The organism is Parazoarcus communis SWub3 = DSM 12120 (assembly GCF_003226565.1).
Classification (GTDB): Bacteria; Pseudomonadota; Gammaproteobacteria; order Burkholderiales; family Rhodocyclaceae; genus Parazoarcus; species Parazoarcus communis.
Genome location: NZ_QKOE01000003.1, coordinates 16,502 through 37,442 on the forward strand (window position 1 = coordinate 16,502; position 20,941 = coordinate 37,442).

19 protein-coding genes and 2 tRNA genes are annotated in these 20,941 nt (G+C 62.8%); 5 read left to right on the plus strand and 16 right to left on the minus strand.

What is annotated here, in order from left to right; genetic code table 11:
* Positions 1 to 33: 33 nt before the first annotated feature.
* Together DNK49_RS05445 and DNK49_RS05450 are read left to right on the plus strand one after the other, a co-directional pair.
* A tRNA-Leu gene (locus tag DNK49_RS05445) sits at positions 34 to 118 on the plus strand.
* Between the two features lie 218 nt (positions 119 to 336).
* Positions 337 to 421 (plus strand) — tRNA-Leu (locus tag DNK49_RS05450).
* Positions 422 to 561: 140 nt separating this feature from the next.
* On the opposite strand, the gene DNK49_RS05455 is transcribed toward DNK49_RS05450, so the two are convergent.
* The 16 genes from DNK49_RS05455 to ndk form a co-directional block, all read right to left on the minus strand.
* Positions 562 to 1,872 (minus strand): adenylosuccinate synthase, encoded by a 1,311-nt coding sequence (locus tag DNK49_RS05455; protein WP_110523330.1) that lies wholly within the window; start codon positions 1,870 to 1,872, stop codon positions 562 to 564.
* Positions 1,873 to 1,876: 4 nt separating this feature from the next.
* Positions 1,877 to 3,031 (minus strand): ATP phosphoribosyltransferase regulatory subunit, encoded by a 1,155-nt coding sequence (locus DNK49_RS05460; RefSeq protein WP_110523331.1) that lies wholly within the window; start codon positions 3,029 to 3,031, stop codon positions 1,877 to 1,879.
* 8 nt (positions 3,032 to 3,039) lie between these two features.
* Positions 3,040 to 3,225, minus strand: coding sequence for a DUF2065 domain-containing protein (locus tag DNK49_RS05465; protein WP_110523332.1), 186 nt, complete (start codon positions 3,223 to 3,225; stop codon positions 3,040 to 3,042).
* Positions 3,226 to 3,231: 6 nt separating this feature from the next.
* A complete protein-coding gene (gene hflC, locus DNK49_RS05470) occupies positions 3,232 to 4,113 on the minus strand; it encodes a protease modulator HflC (protein ID WP_110523333.1) in 882 nt (293 codons plus the stop codon).
* Positions 4,113 to 5,384 (minus strand): FtsH protease activity modulator HflK, encoded by a 1,272-nt coding sequence (gene hflK / locus DNK49_RS05475; protein WP_110523334.1) that lies wholly within the window; start codon positions 5,382 to 5,384, stop codon positions 4,113 to 4,115. The genes hflC and hflK overlap by 1 nt, the downstream gene beginning before the upstream one ends.
* Before the next feature lie 14 nt (positions 5,385 to 5,398).
* A complete protein-coding gene (gene hflX / locus DNK49_RS05480) occupies positions 5,399 to 6,544 on the minus strand; it encodes a ribosome rescue GTPase HflX (protein WP_110523335.1) in 1,146 nt (381 codons plus the stop codon).
* A 51-nt stretch (positions 6,545 to 6,595) separates the two neighbouring features.
* Positions 6,596 to 6,838 carry an RNA chaperone Hfq gene (hfq, locus tag DNK49_RS05485; RefSeq protein WP_011764666.1) on the minus strand — a complete coding sequence of 81 codons (243 nt, stop codon included), beginning with the start codon at positions 6,836 to 6,838 and terminating at the stop codon, positions 6,596 to 6,598.
* A 110-nt stretch (positions 6,839 to 6,948) separates the two neighbouring features.
* Positions 6,949 to 8,277, minus strand: a complete 1,329-nt coding sequence (gene der, locus DNK49_RS05490; protein WP_110523336.1) for a ribosome biogenesis GTPase Der — start codon at positions 8,275 to 8,277, stop codon at positions 6,949 to 6,951.
* Positions 8,278 to 8,292: 15 nt separating this feature from the next.
* Positions 8,293 to 9,435 carry an outer membrane protein assembly factor BamB gene (bamB, locus tag DNK49_RS05495; RefSeq protein WP_110523337.1) on the minus strand — a complete coding sequence of 381 codons (1,143 nt, stop codon included), beginning with the start codon at positions 9,433 to 9,435 and terminating at the stop codon, positions 8,293 to 8,295.
* A 3-nt stretch (positions 9,436 to 9,438) separates the two neighbouring features.
* Positions 9,439 to 10,083, minus strand: a complete 645-nt coding sequence (locus tag DNK49_RS05500) for a tetratricopeptide repeat protein (RefSeq protein ID WP_110523338.1) — start codon at positions 10,081 to 10,083, stop codon at positions 9,439 to 9,441.
* Positions 10,070 to 11,383 (minus strand): histidine--tRNA ligase, encoded by a 1,314-nt coding sequence (gene hisS, locus DNK49_RS05505; protein WP_110523339.1) that lies wholly within the window; start codon positions 11,381 to 11,383, stop codon positions 10,070 to 10,072. Before hisS ends, DNK49_RS05500 begins: the two co-directional genes overlap by 14 nt.
* 47 nt (positions 11,384 to 11,430) lie before the next feature.
* On the minus strand, positions 11,431 to 12,678 hold the full coding sequence (ispG, locus tag DNK49_RS05510) for a flavodoxin-dependent (E)-4-hydroxy-3-methylbut-2-enyl-diphosphate synthase (protein ID WP_110523340.1): 1,248 nt from the start codon (positions 12,676 to 12,678) through the stop codon (positions 11,431 to 11,433).
* Between the two features lie 15 nt (positions 12,679 to 12,693).
* On the minus strand, positions 12,694 to 13,641 hold the full coding sequence (locus tag DNK49_RS05515; RefSeq protein ID WP_243632246.1) for a RodZ domain-containing protein: 948 nt from the start codon (positions 13,639 to 13,641) through the stop codon (positions 12,694 to 12,696).
* A complete protein-coding gene (pilW, locus tag DNK49_RS05520; protein ID WP_110523341.1) occupies positions 13,638 to 14,441 on the minus strand; it encodes a type IV pilus biogenesis/stability protein PilW in 804 nt (267 codons plus the stop codon). Before pilW ends, DNK49_RS05515 begins: the two co-directional genes overlap by 4 nt.
* The gene (gene rlmN / locus DNK49_RS05525; RefSeq protein WP_424444947.1) at positions 14,441 to 15,577 is read right to left on the minus strand and encodes a dual-specificity RNA methyltransferase RlmN; all 1,137 of its coding nucleotides are present in this window, start codon (positions 15,575 to 15,577) and stop codon (positions 14,441 to 14,443) included. The genes pilW and rlmN overlap by 1 nt, the downstream gene beginning before the upstream one ends.
* Before the next feature lie 79 nt (positions 15,578 to 15,656).
* Complete coding sequence (gene ndk / locus DNK49_RS05530) at positions 15,657 to 16,082, minus strand: nucleoside-diphosphate kinase (protein WP_110523343.1); 426 nt, start codon at positions 16,080 to 16,082, stop codon at positions 15,657 to 15,659.
* A gap of 251 nt (positions 16,083 to 16,333) precedes the next feature.
* Between ndk and mbhE the strand changes: the two genes are divergently transcribed.
* The 3 genes from mbhE to DNK49_RS05545 are packed head-to-tail and all read left to right on the plus strand — an operon-like array spanning position 16,334 to position 20,941.
* A complete protein-coding gene (gene mbhE / locus DNK49_RS05535) occupies positions 16,334 to 19,060 on the plus strand; it encodes a hydrogen gas-evolving membrane-bound hydrogenase subunit E (RefSeq protein ID WP_110523344.1) in 2,727 nt (908 codons plus the stop codon).
* 1 nt (position 19,061) lies between these two features.
* Entirely contained in the window at positions 19,062 to 19,436 is a 375-nt protein-coding gene (locus tag DNK49_RS05540; protein WP_110523345.1) for a sodium:proton antiporter, read from the plus strand.
* Positions 19,436 to 20,941, plus strand: coding sequence for a proton-conducting transporter transmembrane domain-containing protein (locus tag DNK49_RS05545; RefSeq protein WP_110523346.1), 1,506 nt, complete (start codon positions 19,436 to 19,438; stop codon positions 20,939 to 20,941). The genes DNK49_RS05540 and DNK49_RS05545 overlap by 1 nt, the downstream gene beginning before the upstream one ends.

The following is a 20,941-nucleotide window of genomic DNA, read 5'->3' on the forward strand; positions in this document are numbered from 1 at the left end:
TTCTTCTAAAGGTACTTATAATGCGCGGCTCTTGCCCAGATGGCGGAATTGGTAGACGCACTAGTTTCAGGTACTAGCGCTGCGAGGCGTGGAGGTTCGAGTCCTCTTCTGGGCACCAGTTTCACGGAAAAGCCGCTCTTCGGAGCGGCTTTTTTCTTGCCTGCCGCTCCACAACCATCAGCGTGACACTGCACCAGCCCGATTGCAATGGTGGCAAACACCACCGCCGGCACATACCCGCAAGGGAACAAACCCTCACTCGCGACACACCAGGCTGCATTTTTTTGATCAAAGGGCTTCCATCCAGCAAAACCCCTGGCTATAATGCGCCTCCCTGCCCAGATGGCGGAATTGGTAGACGCACTAGTTTCAGGTACTAGCGCTGCGAGGCGTGGAGGTTCGAGTCCTCTTCTGGGCACCAGTTTCAACAGAAAGCCGACCTTGTGTCGGCTTTCTGCTTTTCCAGCCCCCCTGTCACAGCTGCGGGCAGGCGACGCCTCGACGCCCAGCCCCGCCCTCAAAGTGAAACCGGCCTTGCGGCCGGCTTCGGATACCCAGGATTCAAACACCAAAGGGGTGACGACGCAGGATGGTTTCGTCACGCTCGGGCCCGGTCGAGATCACGTCGATCGGGATTTCGCAGATCTCCTCGATACGGTGCAGGTAGGCACGTGCCTCCTGCGGCAACGCATCCCAGCTCTGCGCACCATAGGTCGTACCGCTCCAGCCCGCCATGGTTTCGTAAATCGGCTCACACCGGGTGACCTCCTCCGAGCCCATCGGCAGCAGGTCGATACGCTTGCCATCAAGCATGTAGCCAGTGCACAACTTGAGCTCCGGGAGGCCGTCGAGCACATCGAGCTTGGTGATGCACAACCCGGTCACACCATTGATGATGATCGAACGTTTCAGTGCCGCCAGGTCCAACCAGCCGCAGCGACGCTTGCGCCCTGTCACCGTGCCGAACTCACGCCCCTTGGTGGACATCTGCTCACCCGGCACACCCTTGGTGTCGATATCCAGTTCCGTCGGGAACGGACCGCCACCAACGCGGGTGCAATACGCCTTGGTGATCCCCAGCACATAGTGCAGACGCCCCGGACCGACACCCGAACCTGCCGCAGCCTGCCCCGCCACACAGTTGCTGGAGGTCACGAAGGGATAGGTGCCGTGATCGATATCCAGCAAGGTACCCTGGGCACCTTCGAACAGCAGACTGCCACCGTTCTTGTTGACCGCATAAAGTTCGGCCGACACATCACATACCATCGGCAGAATCTGCGCCGCATCCGCCATGGCCTGTTCGAACACTGACCGGAACTCCACCGGCTCGGCACCCAGGTGTTGCGTCAGCACAAAGTTGTGATATTCGAGATTGGCTTTCAGCTTCTCTGCGAAACGCTCACGATCGAACAGGTCGTACACCCGCAGCGCGCGACGTGCCACCTTGTCTTCGTACGTCGGGCCGATTCCCTTGCCAGTGGTGCCGATCTTGTCGTCCGCGGACTTGGCCGCCTCTCGCGCGCGGTCCAGCGCCGAGTGATAACCCAGGATCAGCGGGCATCCCGGGCTGATGCGCAGACGCTCGCGCACCTTGATACCGCCCGCCTCAAGGGTCGCAATCTCGGACAGCAGGTGATGCACGTCCAGCACCACGCCGTTGCCGATGTAGCAAGCCACACCCTCACGCACGATACCGGAAGGCACCAGGTTCAGCTTGTACTCGTTCTGGCCGATCACCAGCGTATGACCGGCATTGTGACCACCCTGGAAACGCACCACGCCCTTGGCGTGATCGGTCAGCCAATCGACGATCTTGCCCTTGCCCTCGTCACCCCACTGGGTGCCGACCACCACTACGTTCTTTGACATCTCTTTACTCTCCCTGAAGCGGCTCGACCGTCCATCGGCCACCCCGCATCACAAGCTGCCGATCGCAACCGGCTTCATTCCAGGTTCCGTCATGCCCCGGCAATGCAGCCACGACGATTTCGCCCCGCGCACGCAAGGCGGTCACTTCTGCAGCCAGACCCGCATCCACCACAGCGGGAGCCAGAATCGCCCCGTCGGTGGCAAGCTCGGGCAAGCCCAAGGCCAGCTCACGCAGATCCAGACTGAATCCAGTCGCCGGACGGGAACGCCCGAACGCCTCAGCCACCCGGTCATATCGCCCGCCCAGCGCAAGCGCTGCAGGCGAACCCTTGCCATAAGCGGCAAACACCACGCCACTGTGATAGTGATAACCACGCAAGTCCGACAGATCGAAACTGATCGGCAAATCGGACAAGGCCGCAGCCAGACGCTGCAGATCATCGAGCGCCGCGAGCACCTCGGCATCCTTCGGCAACCTTGCCGCAGCAATGTCCAGCACCTCTGCGCCGCCGTAGAGCTGTGGCAGCAGCAGCAAGGCCTCGCGCACCGGTGCCTCGACCCCCGCCAGCATGTCGCGCAAACCGGGCACGTCCTTGCTTTGCAGGACATCGAAAAGCATTTCCTCGCGCTCCGGCACAAACCCGGCGCGCGCGGCAAGTGCATGGAACAGGCCCACGTGGCCGATATCGATGCGTGTTGCGGGCACATCAGCAAGCCGCATGACCTCCGCCAGCAAACGCAGGATCTCGATATCCGCCTCGATACCCGCGTGTCCGTACAACTCGGCCCCAAGCTGCAGCGGCTCACGCGTTGCCGTCAGCGTCGACGGCAGGGTGTGCAGTACGCTGCCGCAATAGCACAGACGCGATACGCCCTGCCGATTCAGTAGATGGGAATCGATGCGCGTCACCTGCGGCGTCATGTCAGCCCGTACCCCCATGGTACGCCCCGACAGCTGATCAACCAGCTGATAGGTGCGCAGCCGCAGATCCTGTCCCGCACCGGTGGTCAAGGAATCGAGATACTCCAGCAGGGGCGGCATGACCAGCTGATAGCCATGCGTACGAAAGGCGTCCAGCAGCTTGCGCCTCAAGGCTTCGAGCTTCTCGGCTTCGGACGGCAAGGCGTCCTGGATGTGATCGGGTAATACCCAGCGCATGAAGGAATTCAACTGAAGATGTACAGCAGGATCAGCCCGACCAGCATCGACGACAGTCCAATGAACCGGATCTGACCGTCAGCCATGCTGGCGAGCCGCGAAAAGGTTTCGCGCCAGGCAGCTGGCGCGACAAAGGGAAGGATGCCTTCGATGATCAACATCAGCGCGAAGGCAGTCAGCAGGGTGGAGCCCATCAGGAATCAGTTCCGCTTGGTTCCGCGTGAGTCCTTCATGAACTTGAAGAAATCCGAGCTCGGATCCACCACCATCACGTCATCCTTGCCGGCAAAACTGCCGCGATAGGCTTCGAGACTGCGGTAGAAAGAGTAAAACTCCGGGCTCTGACCAAAGGCTTCGGCATAAATCGCAGTTGCGCGTGCATCGCCCGCACCCTTGAGCTGCTGGGCTTCGCGATAGGCCTCCGCAATGATGACCTCACGCTGACGGTCGGCGTCGGCACGGATCTTTTCCGCCTCTGCCGCACCCTGGGATCTCAGCTCGTTCGCCACCCGCTTGCGCTCGGCTTCCATCCGGCGGTAAACCGAATCCGAAACCTCGGTAGGCAGATCGACACGCTTGAGGCGGACGTCGATGATCTGCACACCAATGGTACGGGCATCACGGTCAGCACGCTCGCGCATCTGCTCCATGATGCGATCGCGCTCACCGGACACCACGTCATGCACGGTACGGCGACCGAACTCTTCACGCAGACCGGCGTTGACGGTCTGGTTCAGACGGGTGCGCGCACGTGCTTCATCACCTGCCACGGACTCGTAGTAAAGGCGCGGATCGACAATGCGCCACTTGACGAAGTGATCAACCAGCACGTTCTTCTTTTCGGAGGTGATGAAACGCTCCGGCTCGGGCGTATCCATGGTCAGGATGCGCTTGTCGAAGTAACGCACGTTCTGGATCAGCGGCAGCTTGACGTTCAGGCCAGGCTCGCTGATGACTTCCTTCACCTCGCCCAACTGGAACACGATCGCGTACTGACGCTGATCAACGGTAAACAGCGACATCGAAGCCACTGCAGCAATCAGCAGCAGTACGCCACCGATAACGGACATCTTGTCACGCATCAACGCTCTCCCCGTTCGCGACTACGCAGCAGATCGCGGCTGCGCGGATCAAGCAGACCTGCCGGCGCATTGGTCGAAGCCGGCAGGGTCGCCTGCGCATCCACCGCAGCACTGGCCGCCGCTGGCGTACCACCAGCCTGCTGGATCAGCTTGTCGAGTGGCAGGAACAGCATGTTGCCGTTACCCTTGGCGTCGATCATGACCTTGCTGGTGCTGGCCAGCACCTGCTGCATGGTCTCGAGATACATACGTTCGCGGGTGACCTCTGGCGCACGCTTGAACTCGGCATACACCTGATTGAAGCGGCTTGCCTCACCTTCTGCGTTTGCCACGACCCGTTCGCGGTAGGCGTTACCTTCCTCGATCAGTCGGGATGCCGTACCACGCGCACGCGGGATCACATCATTGGCGTAGGCCTCACCTTCGTTCTTCTGCCGCTCGCGGTCCTGACCCGCCTTGACGGCATCGTCGAACGCCGCCTGCACCTGTTCGGGCGGCTGGGCATTCTGCATCGTCACCCGGCTGATCTGAATGCCGGTCTGATAGCGGTCAAGGATGCGCTGCATCAACTCTTGTGCGGTGGCGGCGATCTCTTCGCGCCCCTCATACAGCACGAAATCCATCGGGCTCTTGCCAACGATCTCGCGCATGGCGGTTTCGGCAGCCTGTGCCACCGATTCGTCCGGGAAGCGGTTGTTGAACACGTAGTTCTCAGGATTGTTCAGCACGTACTGCACTGCAAACTGGATGTTGATGATGTTCTCGTCATCCGTCAGCATCAACGATTCGCGCAGCACCTTGTTGCGTTCGCTGCCGCGATAGCCCACTTCAACGGTGCGTACGCCCGTCAAGTCGACGATCTCATGCGTTTCGATCGGTGCCGGCAAGCGCCAGCGCAAGCCCGGCTCGGTGGTTTCGGTGAACTTGCCAAGACGCAACACGACTCCGCGCTGATTGGCGTCAACCGTGTAGAAACCACTGGCAAGCCAGACCACCGCCACCAGCGCAAGCAAGGCGCCGATACCGCCACCGAACTGCTTGAACGAAAAGGAGGGAAGCTGCGGCCCATTGCCGCCGCCACCGCCATTGTCGCCACCACCGGAGCCACCAGGACGACCGCCCCGTTTGCCACCGAACATGCCGGAAAGGCGCTGATTGAAATCCCGCCAGACCTCCTCGAGATCAGGAGGTCCCTGGTTCCCGCCGCGATTGCCTTCGCCACGGTCGCCGTCGTTACCGCGGTTGCCCCAGCGTGGATCGTTGAGTGACATGAGAATGCCTGTTATCACTGTTGTATTGGACTCTTGTTGTCGGAATCGGTGTACTGCCCGGGGTCGGACGCGACTGCCTGCTGCGCAGCCTCGGCCAATGCATCGCGAATCAGACCCAGCCCATCGCCGGTTCTCGCGCTCAAAAAAACGCGCCTGATTCTATCACAGTCGTCCCGCTCGACCGCCGCGGCGGCATGAGTCAGGTCGATCTTGTTCCAGATCATGATCTGCGGTACATCGGCCGCGCCAATCTCGGCCAGCACTTCGTTTACTGCAGCGATCTGCGCATCACGGTCATCGCTGGCCGAATCCACGACATGAAGCAGCAGGTCGGCGTGAGCGGTTTCCTCCAGCGTGGCCTTGAAGGCCGCCACCAGCGCATGCGGCAGATCACGGATGAATCCGACCGTGTCCGATAGCACGACGTTCCCCGACCCGACAAAAAGTCGACGCGAAGTCGTGTCCAGCGTCGCAAACAACTGATCCGCAGCATAGCTGCCCGCCTTGGTCAGCGCATTGAACAGCGTGGATTTGCCGGCGTTGGTATAGCCCACCAGCGATACCGACAAGACTTCATTGCGGCTGCGCGAGCGACGCCGCGTCTTGCGCTGCTTTTCAATCTGCGCAAGACGCGTCTTGAGCAACTTGACCCGGTTACCAAGCAGGCGGCGGTCGGTCTCGAGCTGGGTTTCACCTGGCCCACGCAGGCCGATACCCCCTTTTTGCCGTTCGAGGTGAGTCCATCCGCGCACAAGCCGGGTCGCCAGGTGGCTGAGCTGCGCCAGCTCGACCTGCAATTTACCCTCGTGGCTGCGAGCGCGCAGCGCAAAGATATCCAGGATCAGCGCAGTGCGGTCAACCACACGACGCTCGAGCGCGCGCTCAAGATTACGTTGCTGCGCCGGTGATAAGGCATGGTTGAAGATGACCAGGTCGCCTTCGTGCACACGCAAGGCCTCGGCAATCTCCTCGACCTTGCCCTTGCCGGCAAACAACGCAGGATCGGGAGCCGCGCGACGACCAGAAACGACGGCCTCGACCGAAGCACCGGCACTGATTGCCAGCAGCTTCAGTTCGGACAGGCGCTCTTCGCACGCGCCCTGCCCAAGATCAAGCTGGACGAGCACTGCACGCTCGCCGGTCGCGGGACGCTCAAACACGGCGAACAGTACCGACCGGAAAGCGCCGGCCGGCCAGCATCATCAGCACTATCAGTTGCCGCCCTCGCCATCCTGCTGCTGGATGGTGACCGGACGTGCGGGCACGACGGTGGAGATTGCGTGCTTGTACACCATCTGGGTGACGGTGTTCTTGAGCAGCACGACGTACTGGTCGAAGGATTCGATCTGGCCCTGCAGCTTGATGCCATTGACCAGATAAATGGAGACCGGCACATGCTCGCGACGCAGGGTGTTCAGGAACGGGTCTTGTAGAAGTTGCCCTTTATTGCTCATTGTGGAACCTCGTTATTTTGTGTTTATAAGAATGTAAAGGATTTCGTGCTGCACTGCCACATGACAAGTATGCAATGAAATCCCGGTGTGGATATAGGGTATTTCCGCAATCAGGGTTTGCTCGCGTACGGATTGTGCGCAGTACGGAACTGGATGCGCAAGGGCGTGCCCTGCAATTTGAAGGCTTCCATGAACGCCCGTTCGAGGTAACGTACATAGGAACTCGGCAGGTTTTCCAGCGAATTGCCGTGAATCACGATGATGGGCGGATTCATGCCGCCCTGGTGGGCATAGCGCAATTTCGGTCGCGCAGTGCCATGCCGTGGCGGAGCCTGCTTGGCAATCGCCGTCTGCATCGTCCGCGTCAGACGCGGTGTCGACAGATTGGACATGGCCGCCGCGTAGGCCGCATCAACCGACTTGAGCAGGCCGGCCACCCCTTCAGACTTGAGTGCAGAAATCTGGTGGAATCGGGCAAATGACAGGAAGCCGAGCTTGCGTGCCACTTCTTCCTTGAGGCGATCGCGCTGGTAGTCATCCACCGCGTCCCACTTGTTGATCGCCACCACAAGCGCACGCCCGGCCTCAAGAACGAAGCCTGCGATGTGCGCGTCCTGGTCGGAGATATCCTGCGCAGCATCAAGCACCAGCACCGCCACATTGGCTTCCTGAATGGCTTGCAAGGTCTTGATCACGGAGAATTTTTCAACCGCCTCGAACACCTTGCCGCGTCGCCTCAAACCCGCGGTGTCGATCAGGGTATAAGCCTTGCCGCCACGCTCGAATGGAATCTCGATCGCATCCCGGGTGGTCCCGGGCATATCGAATGCAATCACCCGCTCTTCACCGATCAAGGTATTGACCAGTGTGGACTTGCCGACATTGGGGCGACCGACAATCGCCACTTTGGGGCCGCTCTCCTCAGGCGCGTCCTTCTCCCCATCTTCAGGGAAGGGCGCCAGCACCAACTCGACCAACTGCTTGATACCATCGCCGTGCGCTGCCGAGACAGGCAAGGGCGCACCAAACCCCAGGGCGTGGAAATCGGCTGAAACCAGCGCACGCTCCAGCCCCTCGGCCTTGTTGACGACCAGATGCACCGGGCGTCCCGCCCGACGCAAGCGCGCGGCGATCTGCTCGTCGTGCGGCGTACGACCTGCGCGGCCATCCACCAGGAACAGCAGCACATCAGCCTCGGCAATGGCTTGCTCGGCCTGCCGCGCCATCTCGTGCATGATGCCGTCCTTGGCAACGGGGTCGAAACCGGCCGTATCCACCACCAGATAATCACGCTCTCCCACCCGACCGATGCCGTAGTGGCGATCACGGGTCAGCCCCGGCTGATCGGCCACCAGCGCATCACGCGTGCGTGTCAGGCGGTTGAACAGGGTGGACTTGCCGACATTGGGCCGGCCCACCAGTACGATGGTTGGTTTCACGATGACAGGCCCGCCTTAACGCACTTCGTAGGCGACGACATCGCCGCCACGCGTTTGAACTACAAAACCACTACCCAGCCGACGCAGATCGGCAGTAATCGCGCTGCTATCGGCACGCGAACGCGCGGCAAACGCGCCGTCTTCACGACCAAGCAGATGGACATGCCCTTCGACATCGCCAACCGCCACATGATCTCCGACAAACAGGGGGCGCGAAACACCCCTACGCGCCAGCGCATCCTGCTTCCAGACACTGGCTCCGCTATAGACGTCCAGCGCGTGCACCGCATCCTTGTCGTCGGTGATCACGACGAAGCGGTTGTCCCGGTCCATCCCGACGCTACTGGAAAAATCGCGCGCCCACAGCGCGTTACCGTTTGAACCATCAAAGCAGGCAACGCGCCCCTGGTAAGTGACTGCGCACACTTCGCGCCGCCCCACCACAGGCAGGCCGGCAACGTCGGCGATACGTTCGAGCTCGGTCGCCCCGCGCGGTGCTGCAACGCTCAACTCCCACAGCGCACCGCCGTTTGCCAGGCTGATCGCGACCAGTTTGCCGCCGGGAAAACCGGCCAGCGCCACGCCGCTTTCGAGCAACACCCCTGCGTAGCTACGCAGGGCCAGCGGCGGGTTGGTACGCTGATACACCCAGCGTCGGCTACCGTCACTCGGATCCAGCGCGATCAGACGATTGTCCGACGCCCGCAGCACCACCACATCGGCATTCACTGCCGGTGGCGCCAGCACTTCAGCGCCCAGTGGCGAACGCCAGCGCTCGGAGCCGGTCGCCGCATCATAGGCAATGGCCACACCGTCGGCACTCACCACCACAGCCAGACGTCCATCGCTACCCACTCCGGCGGACAAGGTTGTCTTGGCGTCGGCACGCCAAGCCTCACGCCCACCATCGATCCTCAGCACACGACCATCGGCTCCGGCAGCAAAAACGCTGTCTCCGGCCACTGCCGGATGAAACACGTAGGCCCCGGACTTACCGACAGAAGTGCGCCACAGGGTCCGCAACTCCGCCGTCGGCTTGAGGTCGACCAGCGCAGCCGGCTTGGGTGCGCTGCTGGAGAACGGATTGAGCGACGAGCATGCGCCGAGCAACACGGATACCGCCAGCACCGGCAATACACGCTTGAGAGAAGTCTTCATGGTTCAGCCTTCGAGCGATTCGAGTTTGATGCGCAGCACCTGACGCTGCGTCGCCGCTTCATCACCTGCGCCACCCAGGGCGTCGATCGCGGACTGGTACGCGGCACGAGCCTCTGCAGCCTTGCCCTGGGAGGCAAGAATGTCACCACGCAGATCCTCAAAGCGGGATTTGTAACTGCCCGCCGGAGCCGGACTCAGACGCGCCAGGGCCTGGTCAGCCTGGCCCTGCTGCAACATCACGACGGCCAGACGCAGACGGGCCAGATCGCGCAAGGCGGGATCCTTGCCCTTCTCGGCAGCCCATTCCAGCTGTGCCCGGGCATTATCGAGATCCTTGGCGGCAAACTGCACCGACGCCGACAACAAGGCTCCCAGTTGCGCGTAGGCAGTGGAGCCATACTCGCCGATCAGCCGTCCGGCAACATCGCGGGTCTTCTGCGCATCCTGCTGTTCAACCGCTTGCTGCAGCCCGAAGTAGAGTGCGCCGGCCTCGACCGCATTGCGGTTCTGATACCACTGCCAGCCCTGCCAACCCACCGATGCCACCGCTGCGGCAAACAAGGCTGCTGTCACCAGTTTGCCATACTGTGCCCACCAGGCCTTGAGCTCGGAAATCTGTTCCTGCTCTTCAAGGTCATACACCGCCATTGCTTGCCCCTTCTTCGTTCTCATCACTGAACAGGACCTGCGCCACCGCCTCCGGCAGCGCCTCCAGCGCCACCCGCTGCTGGGCCCCCGGCCCACGCAAGGGCTTGACGCCAATTTCGCCCTGCGCCGCTTCATCCTCTCCGATCACCAGCGCGATTGCCGCACCGCTGCCGTCGGCCTTCTTCATCTGCGACTTGAAACTGCCGCCACCACAATGCGTCACGACCGCAAAGCCATGCCCGCGCAGGGCTTCCGCCGCGCGGAACGCCAGACGCTGGGCGCTGTCGCCCAGGTGGACCACATAGACATCCGGCACCACACGATCGGTTTCGCCGCCACATTCACGCCAAAGTGCGAGCAATCGTTCCACACCCATGGCGAACCCGGCAGCCGGCTGCGGCTTGCCACCCAGTTGCGCAACCAGACCATCGTAACGACCGCCGGCACACACCGTCCCCTGCGCACCCAGTTTGTCGGTAACCCATTCGAACACGGTACGATTGTAGTAATCGAGCCCGCGCACCAGACGATGGTTGATGCGGTAGGCAATGCCTGCATCCTTGAGCAGCACCTGCACAGCCTCGAAGTGCGCACGCGACTCCTCGCCCAGGTAGTCCGCCAGCCGCGGCGCCGCTTCGACCACATCCTGCAGGTCAGGATTCTTGGTGTCTAGGATGCGCAAGGGGTTGGTGTAAAGGCGGCGTTTTCCATCCTCATCCAGCCGTGCCTGATGCTGTTCAAGATAGGCGATCAGCGCAGCTCGATGCTGGGCGCGTTCATCGGCCGAACCAAGCGAGTTGATCTCGAGACGGACATGTTCTTCCAGACCGAGATCGTCCCACAGCCTCGCGCACATGATGATGTGCTCGGCATCGACATCCGGCCCGGCGAAACCGAGGGCCTCGATACCGATCTGGTGGAACTGCCGGTAACGTCCCTTTTGCGGCCGTTCGTGGCGGAACATCGGCCCATGATAGTAAAGGCGCTGCGGCCCGTTTCCCTGCACCAGATTGTGCTGGATCGCGGCGCGGACGCAGGATGCCGTCCCCTCGGGCCGCAAGGTCAGGTGTTCGCCGTTCAGCGCATCCTCGAACGAATACATTTCCTTCTCGACGATATCGGTGACCTCACCGATGGCGCGCTTGAACAAGGGCGTCGGCTCGACGATGGGCATCCGGATCGGGCGATAGCCGTAGCTGCGCAGCCAGTCGCGCACGATGTCCTCGAAGTGCTCCCAGATTTCTGCCTCATCGGGCAGGATGTCGTTCATCCCGCGCACGGCCTGCAAGGTTTGACTCATGGATCTCGCGTTCTGTCTTATTGTGAATGATCTTCGGACTGCCGGCCTCAGCCCGCCTTCCGGACGTAGCGGGTGGCGACATAGTCGTCCACGATGGCCTTGAATTCGGCAGCAATATTGTCACCGCGCAAGGTCACCGTCTTGACCCCATCGACAAACACCGGCGCCGCGGGCGTCTCGCCAGTGCCGGGCAACGAGATGCCGATATTGGCATGCTTGCTCTCGCCCGGACCATTGACGACACACCCCATCACCGCCAGCGTCATGTTCTCGACACCGTCGTACTGCTCGCGCCACTGCGGCATCTGCTCACGGACGTAGCCTTGAATACCCGACGCCAGCTCCTGGAAGAAGGTGCTGGTGGTACGCCCACAACCGGGGCACGCCGTCACCATCGGGGTGAACGCACGCAAGCCCATGGTCTGCAGGATCTCCTGCGCCACCACGACCTCCTGGGTGCGGCTGCCACCGGGCTCGGGCGTCAGCGAGATACGGATCGTATCGCCGATCCCCTCCTGCAACAGCACGGCCAGCGCCGCCGTAGACGCGACAATGCCCTTGCTGCCCATGCCAGCCTCGGTCAGGCCAAGATGCAGGGGATAGTCGCAGCGCAGTGCCATATCACGATAGACGGCGATCAGATCCTGCACACTGGAGACCTTGGCCGACAAGATGATGCGGTCACCTGCCAGCCCCAGCTCTTCAGCCTTCGCAGCGGACTCCAGCGCCGATACCACCAGTGCCTCACGCATCACCGCACCTGCATCGCGAGGTTCGGCCCGACTTGCGTTCTCGTCCATGATCCGCGCCAGCACGGATTGGTCGAGGCTGCCCCAATTGACGCCGATACGCACCGGCTTGTCGTACTTGCAGGCAATCTCGACGATGGACGCAAACTGCGGGTCGCGCTTGGCGCCGGCCCCGACATTGCCAGGGTTGATGCGCAGCTTCGCCAACGCTTCGGCACACGCCGGATGCCTGGACAACAAGGTATGACCGTTGTAATGGAAATCCCCAACCAGCGGCACATCGATGTTCAAGGCCAGCAAACGATCACGGATATGCGGCACGGCGCGCGCCGCATCCTCGTTATTGACGGTGATGCGCACCACCTCCGAACCCGCGCGAGCCAACTCGGCCACCTGCATGGCAGTGCCCAGCACATCAGCGGTATCGGTATTGGTCATCGACTGCACGACAACCGGCGCAGCACTGCCGACACCAACACGACCGACATGCACAAGACGGGTCTGACGGCGCGGAAGCGGGGCAAAAAGCGGACTGGACTGACTCATTGGACTCGCATCATGTCATTGAACGGTCAGACGGGCGACGGAAACCCGGGTATGCGGAACGAGATCCACGGGTTTGCCGTTGTACTCGAGACTGACACTACGGGCATTGCCAACCACCAGGGCAAACGGTGCCTGCCCCTGTACCACGCGGGACGAACCGGACGTACCGACGCCCGAAAAAAGGACAGCACCGCGGGCATCACGGACCTCAATCCAGGATTCGCCGGCAAAAACAAACTTGAGCCCCCCTGCGCCACTCGCCTCGGCGGTATCCACGGCCGCGGGCGCCATTCCTGTCGCGACCGGAGGCGCCGGCTGCGGAGCTACGGCAGACCCTGTCGCAGGTACAGCAGGCGGCAGCCCCGTGGTGGGAGGCGCTGCAGACTGTGCCATGCCGGCAGGCCCATCCACGACTGCTTGCGGCTCGCTGGCCGTATCGGGGGGAACATCGACGGCCACATTGCCCGGCACCGGCTGACCCGGCTCGAACACCGGCGCATCAACAGGCTCCACGACGGCCAGCGGCGCTTCCTGCGTCGCAAACCATCCAAAGTGATTGCCCGCAAACATCACCGCAAGCAGCAGCGCGGCGACCAAGCCAGCCGGCAGCAGATTGAATCTGGCACCTGCACCGGTAGGCATGTCTCCCTCGGCGTTGGAGACCGGCGTCAGATCGACAGAGGCCGGCGCCCCCGATCCCAGTGCAGCCAGTACGGGCTCCGGATCGATCCCTAGGTGGCGGGCATAATTGCGCAGAAAGCCGCGGACAAACGCAGGGCCGGGCAGCGCCTCATGGCGCCCGCTCTCCAGCGCATCAAGCTGACGAACCGACAGTTTCAGCGCTTGCGCCACCTCGGCGAGCGACTCACCACGCGCCTCTCGGGCATGACGCAACATGACCCCCGGCGGTACCGCCTGCCCTGCATCGACAGCGACCCGGGCGTCGGACTGAGGATTGCTCACTCGTACTTCCCCTGCAACATCAACACATGCTCGGCCGAATCCGCAAACCGGCCGCGTAACTGCTGGGCGTAACTGGCCTCGGCGTCATGCTCCCCCAACTGGCGCGCAGCCCGCAAGCCCAGCCAGACCGAGGCAGACGTCGGTCCGAACTGTTGATGGAAGCGGTTGAGCTGCTCGTGCGCAGCACGATAGTTCGCCTTGCGGTAGGCAATGGAGGCCAGTTGAAACTGCGCCTCGCCATTGGCGGGATCGGCCTGGATGGCGCGCAGGAACTGTCCTTCGGCCAGTTCGTCCTGATTCTGCCGCAGGTAGCACTGTCCCGAATTGTTCAGCGCACGGGTCGGGTAACGGTAATAGGGGTTGCGTGCAGCACGATCGAAGCGCGCCTGAGCATCGTCTGCCCTGCCCTGCAGGCACAGGAACCACCCATAGCTGTTGTTGAAATCCGGATCACCCGGCGCAGCATTGAGCGCGTTGCGGAAGTTCTCGTCAGCCGAACCGTTCTCGCCGATCATCATGTACACCAGCCCCATCAGATGATAGGCAGGGGCATAACCGGCACGATCGCGCAACGCAACCTTGGCCTCATCCAGGGCAACGTCATAGCGCCCCACCTCGAAGTAGGCCAGCCCGAGGTCCACATGCACACGGGCACGCGCCTCGGCATCGTTGGCCGGCTGCATGTCCGACATCGGCCGGGTCACACCAACCGCATCCCCACCACCGACCGGCGTCGTGACGCAGGCGCCCAGCGCAAGGGAAGAAAACAGCACGAACAGCGAGGCTTTCCAGCCGATCATCAGCGAATCTCCGTTGATTGCTTCAGACGCACCATCGTACGCCGCGTCTTGTCCTGAACCTGACCTGCCAACTGGCCACAGGCCGCATCGACATCGTCACCACGCGTCTTGCGCGTGGTGGTCACGATACCGGCATCAATCAGGATACCTGCAAAGCGCCGTATCCGCTCCGCCCCCGAACGCAGAAAACCCGAATTGGGGAAGGGATTGAATGGAATCAGGTTGAACTTGCAGGGGACGTCGCGCACCAGCGCGACGAGTTCGTGCGCGTGCGCGTCACTGTCGTTGACACCGTCGAGCATGACGTACTCGAAGGTAACGAAGTCCCGTGGCGCGCGCTCCAGATAGCGCTGACAAGCGGCCATCAGTTCGCGCAAGGGATATTTCTGGTTGATCGGCACCAGACGGTCACGTAGCGCGTCGTTCGAAGCGTGCAGGGATACCGCCAACGCCACTGGACACTCATCGCGCAGGCGATCCATGGCCGGCACGATGCCCGAGGTTGACACCGTCACCCGCCGACGCGACAGCCCGTAAGCGTGGTCGTCCAGCATCAGCCGCAACGCAGTGACGACATTGTCGAAGTTGGCCAGCGGCTCGCCCATGCCCATCATCACCACGTTGCTGATGATGCGGCCGTTATCCTTGTCGCCGGCCTCGAGGTCGGCAGCGGTCTCGCGCGCAGCCCCGAGCAGCTTGTTGGCCAGCCACAACTGGCCGATGATCTCCGCCGCACTCAGGTTGCGGTTGAAACCCTGCTTGCCCGTAGAGCAAAAGGCGCAGTCGAGCGCACACCCAGCTTGCGAGGACACACACAAGGTGCCACGGCTCGTCTCCGGGATGAATACGGTTTCGACCGCATTGGCATTGCCGACATCGAGCAACCACTTGCGGGTACCGTCGGTCGACACCGAATCGCGCACCGGAACCGGCGGACGAATCACTGCGATGTCCTTCAGACGGGCGCGCAGCGATTTGGCGACATCGGTCATCGCGTCAAAATCGTCGCAGCCTTCATGGTGCATCCAGCGCATCACCTGCCGCGCGCGAAAGGGCTTCTCGCCCAGGCCCGCAAACCAGGCGACGAGACCGTCGACATCGAAGTCGAGCAGATTGACCGGTGTATTCATCTTCATCTCCAACGCAAACGGCCCGCCCGCGCGATTCGCGGTACTCACCGCGAAGCGGGCGCGACGGGCCGTCCGGATGGACCGCTCAGCGGCTATAAACGTTCATGCCGGGGAAGAAGAAAGCCACTTCCACAGCAGCGGTTTCGGGCGCATCGGAGCCATGCACGGCATTGGCGTCGATCGAATCCGCGAAATCAGCGCGGATGGTGCCCTTGTCGGCCTTCTTCGGGTCGGTAGCGCCCATCAGTTCGCGGTTCTTGGCGATGGCGTTCTCACCTTCCAGTGCCTGGATCATCACCGGGCCGGAGGTCATGAAGGAAACCAGATCCTTGAAGAAGGGGCGTTCCTTGTGCACGGCGTAGAATTGACCGGCTTCCTGCTCGGACAGGTGCACCATCTTGGCGGCGATGATCTTCAGACCGGCGGCTTCGAAACGGGAATAGATCTGGCCGATGACATTCTTGGCAACGGCGTCGGGCTTGATGATGGAAAGGGTGCGTTCGATGGCCATGTGGACAGCTCCGGGCTATGTTGGAAAAAGCGCCGGATTTTAACAGGTTTTGAGTGAAAGCCGCGTGACGCACGACGGACACTGCAAGCAGATGTGACGGTCGCACCGGGTCGCGTGCGCGACAGGTTTTTCACGATAGCGGGAACCTCTCGCAATTGGCGAGAGTCAGTTGGATTCGCAATCGATGAGCGGGGCCGTCCGGCCGCCGCGGGCACGCCCAGTGCGTGTCGAGTTCGCAACCGGAGTTCCCGATGCTCAATGCGCTTGGCCTGATCGGACTGACGACGCTACTTGCCCCCTGGCTGGGCAGGGTGCTGGACGCGCGTGCCGGCTGGCTGTTGGCACTTGCCCCGCTGTACGGCTTCGTGTGGTTGCTCGGCCAGATGCCGGTCATTGCCGGCGGCGGCGCGGTGGTGGAGTCCATCGCATGGATTCCGGCACTCGATGTCGCTCTGTCCTTCCGCCTGGATGGGTTGTCACTGCTGTTCGGCCTGCTGGTCACCGGCATCGGCACCCTCATCGTGCTGTACGCCGGCAGCTATCTGTCGGACCATCATCATCTGGGTCGCTTCTATGCCTTCCTGCTCGGTTTCATGGCAGCCATGCTCGGGCTGGTACTGGCAGACGACCTGATCGCGATGTTCGTGTTCTGGGAGCTGACCAGCATCAGCTCCTACCTGCTGATCAGCTTCCAGCACGAGCGTGCCGCCTCACGCCGCGCAGCATTGCAGGCCCTGCTGATCACCGGTGGAGGGGGCCTGGCCTTGCTTGCCGGCCTGATCCTGCTCGGCATGGCAGGCGATGCGTGGCAGTTCTCTGCACTGTCGGCGGCGGCAATCGAAGGCCATGCACTTTACCCGGCCATCATGATTCTGGTCCTGCTGGGCTGCTTCACCAAATCCGCACAACTCCCCTTCCACCTGTGGCTACCCAATGCAATGGAGGCCCCCACACCGGTATCGGCCTATCTGCACTCGGCCACCATGGTGAAGGCCGGCGTCTACCTGATGGCACGCCTGAATCCGGTGATGGGAGGAGAGGACGGCTGGGGCTCCATCCTGGTCGTCGTCGGCGCTGCGACCGCACTGGTCGGCGCGGTGCTCGCACTCCGTCAGACCGACCTCAAACGCATTCTGGCCTATACCACCGTGACCGTGCTTGGCCAGCTCACCATGCTGATCGGCACCAACACCACCTACGGTCTGCAGGCCTTCGTCATCTATCTGCTGGCCCACTCGCTGTACAAAGGCGCGTTGTTCATGGCCGTCGGTGCGGTCGACCATGCCACTGGCACACGCGAGCTGGTGCGCCTGGGAGGCCTGATCCGGTTCATGCCCCTGACCGGTGCCGCAGTCGCGCTTGCCGCCTTCTCCAATGCCGGCCTGCCCCCCTTTTTCGGCTTCATCGCCAAGGAGTTCAAGTACGCCGGCCTGATCGAGCTCGGCCCGCTCGGCTGGGCGACCACTGGGGTGATGATCGTCACCAATGCCTTGTTGCTGACCGCAGCCGGACTGGTGTTCATCCGCACCTTCCTCGGCCGTCAGGGCGCCTACCCACGTACGCCCCATGAAGTCAGCCTGCCGATGTGGCTGGGGCCGATGTTGCTGGCGATTGGTGGCTTCCTGCTCGGCGCTTTCAACAACGTTGCTGAAGTCTGGCTGGTCGACAGTGCGGTGCAGGCGGTGGCGCGCGGTGCGATTCCAGTCAATCTCTACCTGTGGGGCGGGATCACGCCAGCGGTCGTGGCGAGCATGATCACGGTATCGCTCGGCGCCTTCGTATACCTGAAGCGCCAGGCTGTACGTCATTGGCTGGCGCGCTGGCGACGGGTGTGGCAGGTCAGCGGCGACCTGCTGTGGGACCGTCTGCTGAAACGCATCTTCATCATTGCCGGCCAGGTCGCAGACCGCTTCCAGCACGGCTCGCTGCGCCAGCACGTCGCCCTGCTGGCGGTGGTGGGGGCGGTTTTCGCCCTGCTCGGCACCGTACTTGCCAGCAGCCACGGCGCACGCCTGCCAACCGCGAGCCCGCTGTCCTGGGCCGCCGTTGCAGGCTGCGCCCTGGCCGTACTTGGTGCAGCGGGCGCAGCAATGATGCGCGAGCGCATCGCACTGGTCACCTCGCTCGGCGCAAGCGGGCTGGGCGTCGGCCTGTTCTTTCTGGCGGTGGGGGCACCGGATGTGGCAATCACCCAGATCATGGTCGAAACCCTGACCGTGATTTTCCTCGCCATGGTGCTCAACGGCTTGCCAGTGGTCCAGGTCACCGGTGCGCGAAACTCCCGCCGGCGCCGCGTTCATCTGGCCGTGTCCATCGGCTTCGGCCTTGCGTTGACCTTGACCATCCTGATCGCCATCGGCCAACCCTTGCCGGGTGACCTCGCCGCCTGGTACCTGGCCAACAGTCTGCCGGGCGGTCATGGTGCCAATGTGGTGAATGTGATCCTGGTCGACTTCCGCGCCTTCGACACCCTGGGCGAGATCCTCGTGGTGGCACTGGCCGGACTGGCTGCAGCCTTGCTACTGCATCGCGACGACAATGCCCCCGCCCAGGGCAAGCTTGCGCATGCCGAATTCGGCAGCGTGCTGCTGCGTCAGGGCCTGCGCCCGCTGGCAGGACTGCTGCTGCTGATCTCGCTGGTGTTGTTGTGGCGCGGCCACAACCTTCCTGGCGGTGGTTTCATCGGCGGGCTGGTCGCGGTGTGTGCCGCCGTGCTCATTGCCTTGGGCTACGGTGTGGCCCAGGCGCGCCGGATGCTGCGCGTCCCACCCAGCGTGGTCGCTGGCGTGGGCCTGGCGCTGGCCGCCGGTGCCGGTCTGTTCGGCCTCGCCGACGCTCGCCCCTTCCTTGGCAGCGCCTGGCTGTTTCCGGGCGGACTGCCGTTGGGCACGCCCCTGATGTTCGACGTCGGCGTATTCCTGACCGTGTTCGGCGCGGTCAGCCACATGCTGTTCCGGCTGATGGAAAAGGAGGTCTGAGATGGAGATCGTCGCTGCTGTCACCGCCGGCCTGCTTGCCAGCATTGGCGTCTGGCTGCTGCTGGACCGCAATCTGGTGCGGGTCGTGCTGGGCATCGTGCTGCTTGGCAACAGCATCAACATGGCGGTCCTGACCGCGGGCCGCCTGGACAACCGTGCCGCAGCCTTCGTCTCGGCCAACGGGGTGCCCGAATTCGCGGGCAACCCCCTGCCACAAGCCCTGGTCCTGACCGCAATCGTCATCGGCTTCTCCCTGTTCGTGTTCGCGCTGGCCGTGCTCCGGCGCACCTGGGAGCGACATCGCAGTACCGCAACCGACCGCGTCACCGAGGTAGCCGAAGCGCCTGCCCCCAACCTGGATGAGAAGACGTCGTGATGACTTCAAGCCCTCACCTGCTTCTCGTCGCGCCCTTGCTGTTGCCGCTGGGCACGCTGGTCGCCTGTCTGCTGACCCGAGCCAGCCATCGGGCCTGCGCCGCGCTGAGCCTGCTCGGTGCGATCGGGCTGATGCTGGTCGGGCTGATGCTGGTCGTCCATGCCGGCCGCGGAGACATCCTGGTCAGCCAGATGGGCGGTTGGGCCGCCCCCTATGGCATCACGCTGGTCGTGGACCGGCTGTCGGCTGCGATGGTGGCGATTACCGGGGTCATTGCCACCGCTACTGTTCTGTATGCGCAGGCTCGTGACAGCGATCCGGCACGTGGACGGGACTTCCATCTGCTGACACATGGCCTGCTGGTGGGCGTTTGCGGTGCCTTCATTACCGGTGACGTGTTCAACCTTTACGTCTGGTTCGAGGTGCTGCTGGTCGGCTCCTTTGCACTGATCGCGCTGGGCGGCGACAAGCGCCGGATGGCAGGCACCGTGGTCTATGTGATCCTGAACCTGATCGCCACCCTGCTGTTCCTGCTTGCCGCCGGCCTGGTATACGGTAGCGCCGGTACGCTGAATATGGCGGAACTGGCCGCTCTGTTCGCTGCCGGCAACGTTCCCCCCGGGGTGCAGGCACCGCTGGTGCTGATGCTGCTCGCGTTCTCGATCAAGGCCGCACTGTTCCCTGTTTTCGGCTGGCTGCCGGCGTCCTATCACGTGGCCTGGACGCCGGTGTCGGCGCTGTTTGCCGGGCTGCTGACCAAGGTCGGCGTGTACGCGCTGATCCGGCTCGTCACCCTGTTGTGGCCCGACGCCGGACTGGTGCACGACGTTCTGTTGTGGGTCGCCTGCGCCACGATGTTGATCGGTGTGCTCGGTGCCGCCGCACAGACCGAGGTACGGCGCATCCTGTCCTTTCACATCGTCAGCCAGGTGGGCTACATGGTGCTTGGTCTGGCACTGGCCACACCGCTGGCGCTGGCGGGTGCGGTGTTCTACCTGATCCATCACATCGTGGTGAAGGCCAACCTGTTCTTCATTGGCGGCATCGCAGCGCGCATGACGGGCTCCGAACGCCTACCGGCAATGGGTGGGCTGTATGCCCGTGCCCCCTGGCTGGCGCTGATGTTTGCCATCCCGGCGCTGTCGCTGGCAGGCATCCCGCCACTGTCGGGTTTCTGGGCGAAGTTCGTGCTGGTACGGGCAGGCCTCGAGACCGGCGCCTGGATCGCGGTCGGAATCGCGCTGCTGACCGGCATCTTCACCCTGCTGTCGATGAGCAAGATCTGGAACGAGGCCTTCCTGAAGGCGCACCCACAAGGCGCTGACGGTCACCGCAAGATCACCGGCCAGGCACCTGCTTGGTGGGCAGCAGCAGGCCTTGCGGCAATCACGGTGGCCATCGGCCTTGGCGCCGGTCCGGTGATGGACTTTGCCACGGCGGCGGCGGATCAGCTTGCCAGTCCCAGACACTATATCGATGCCGTGCTGGGCAGTGGAGGACGATGA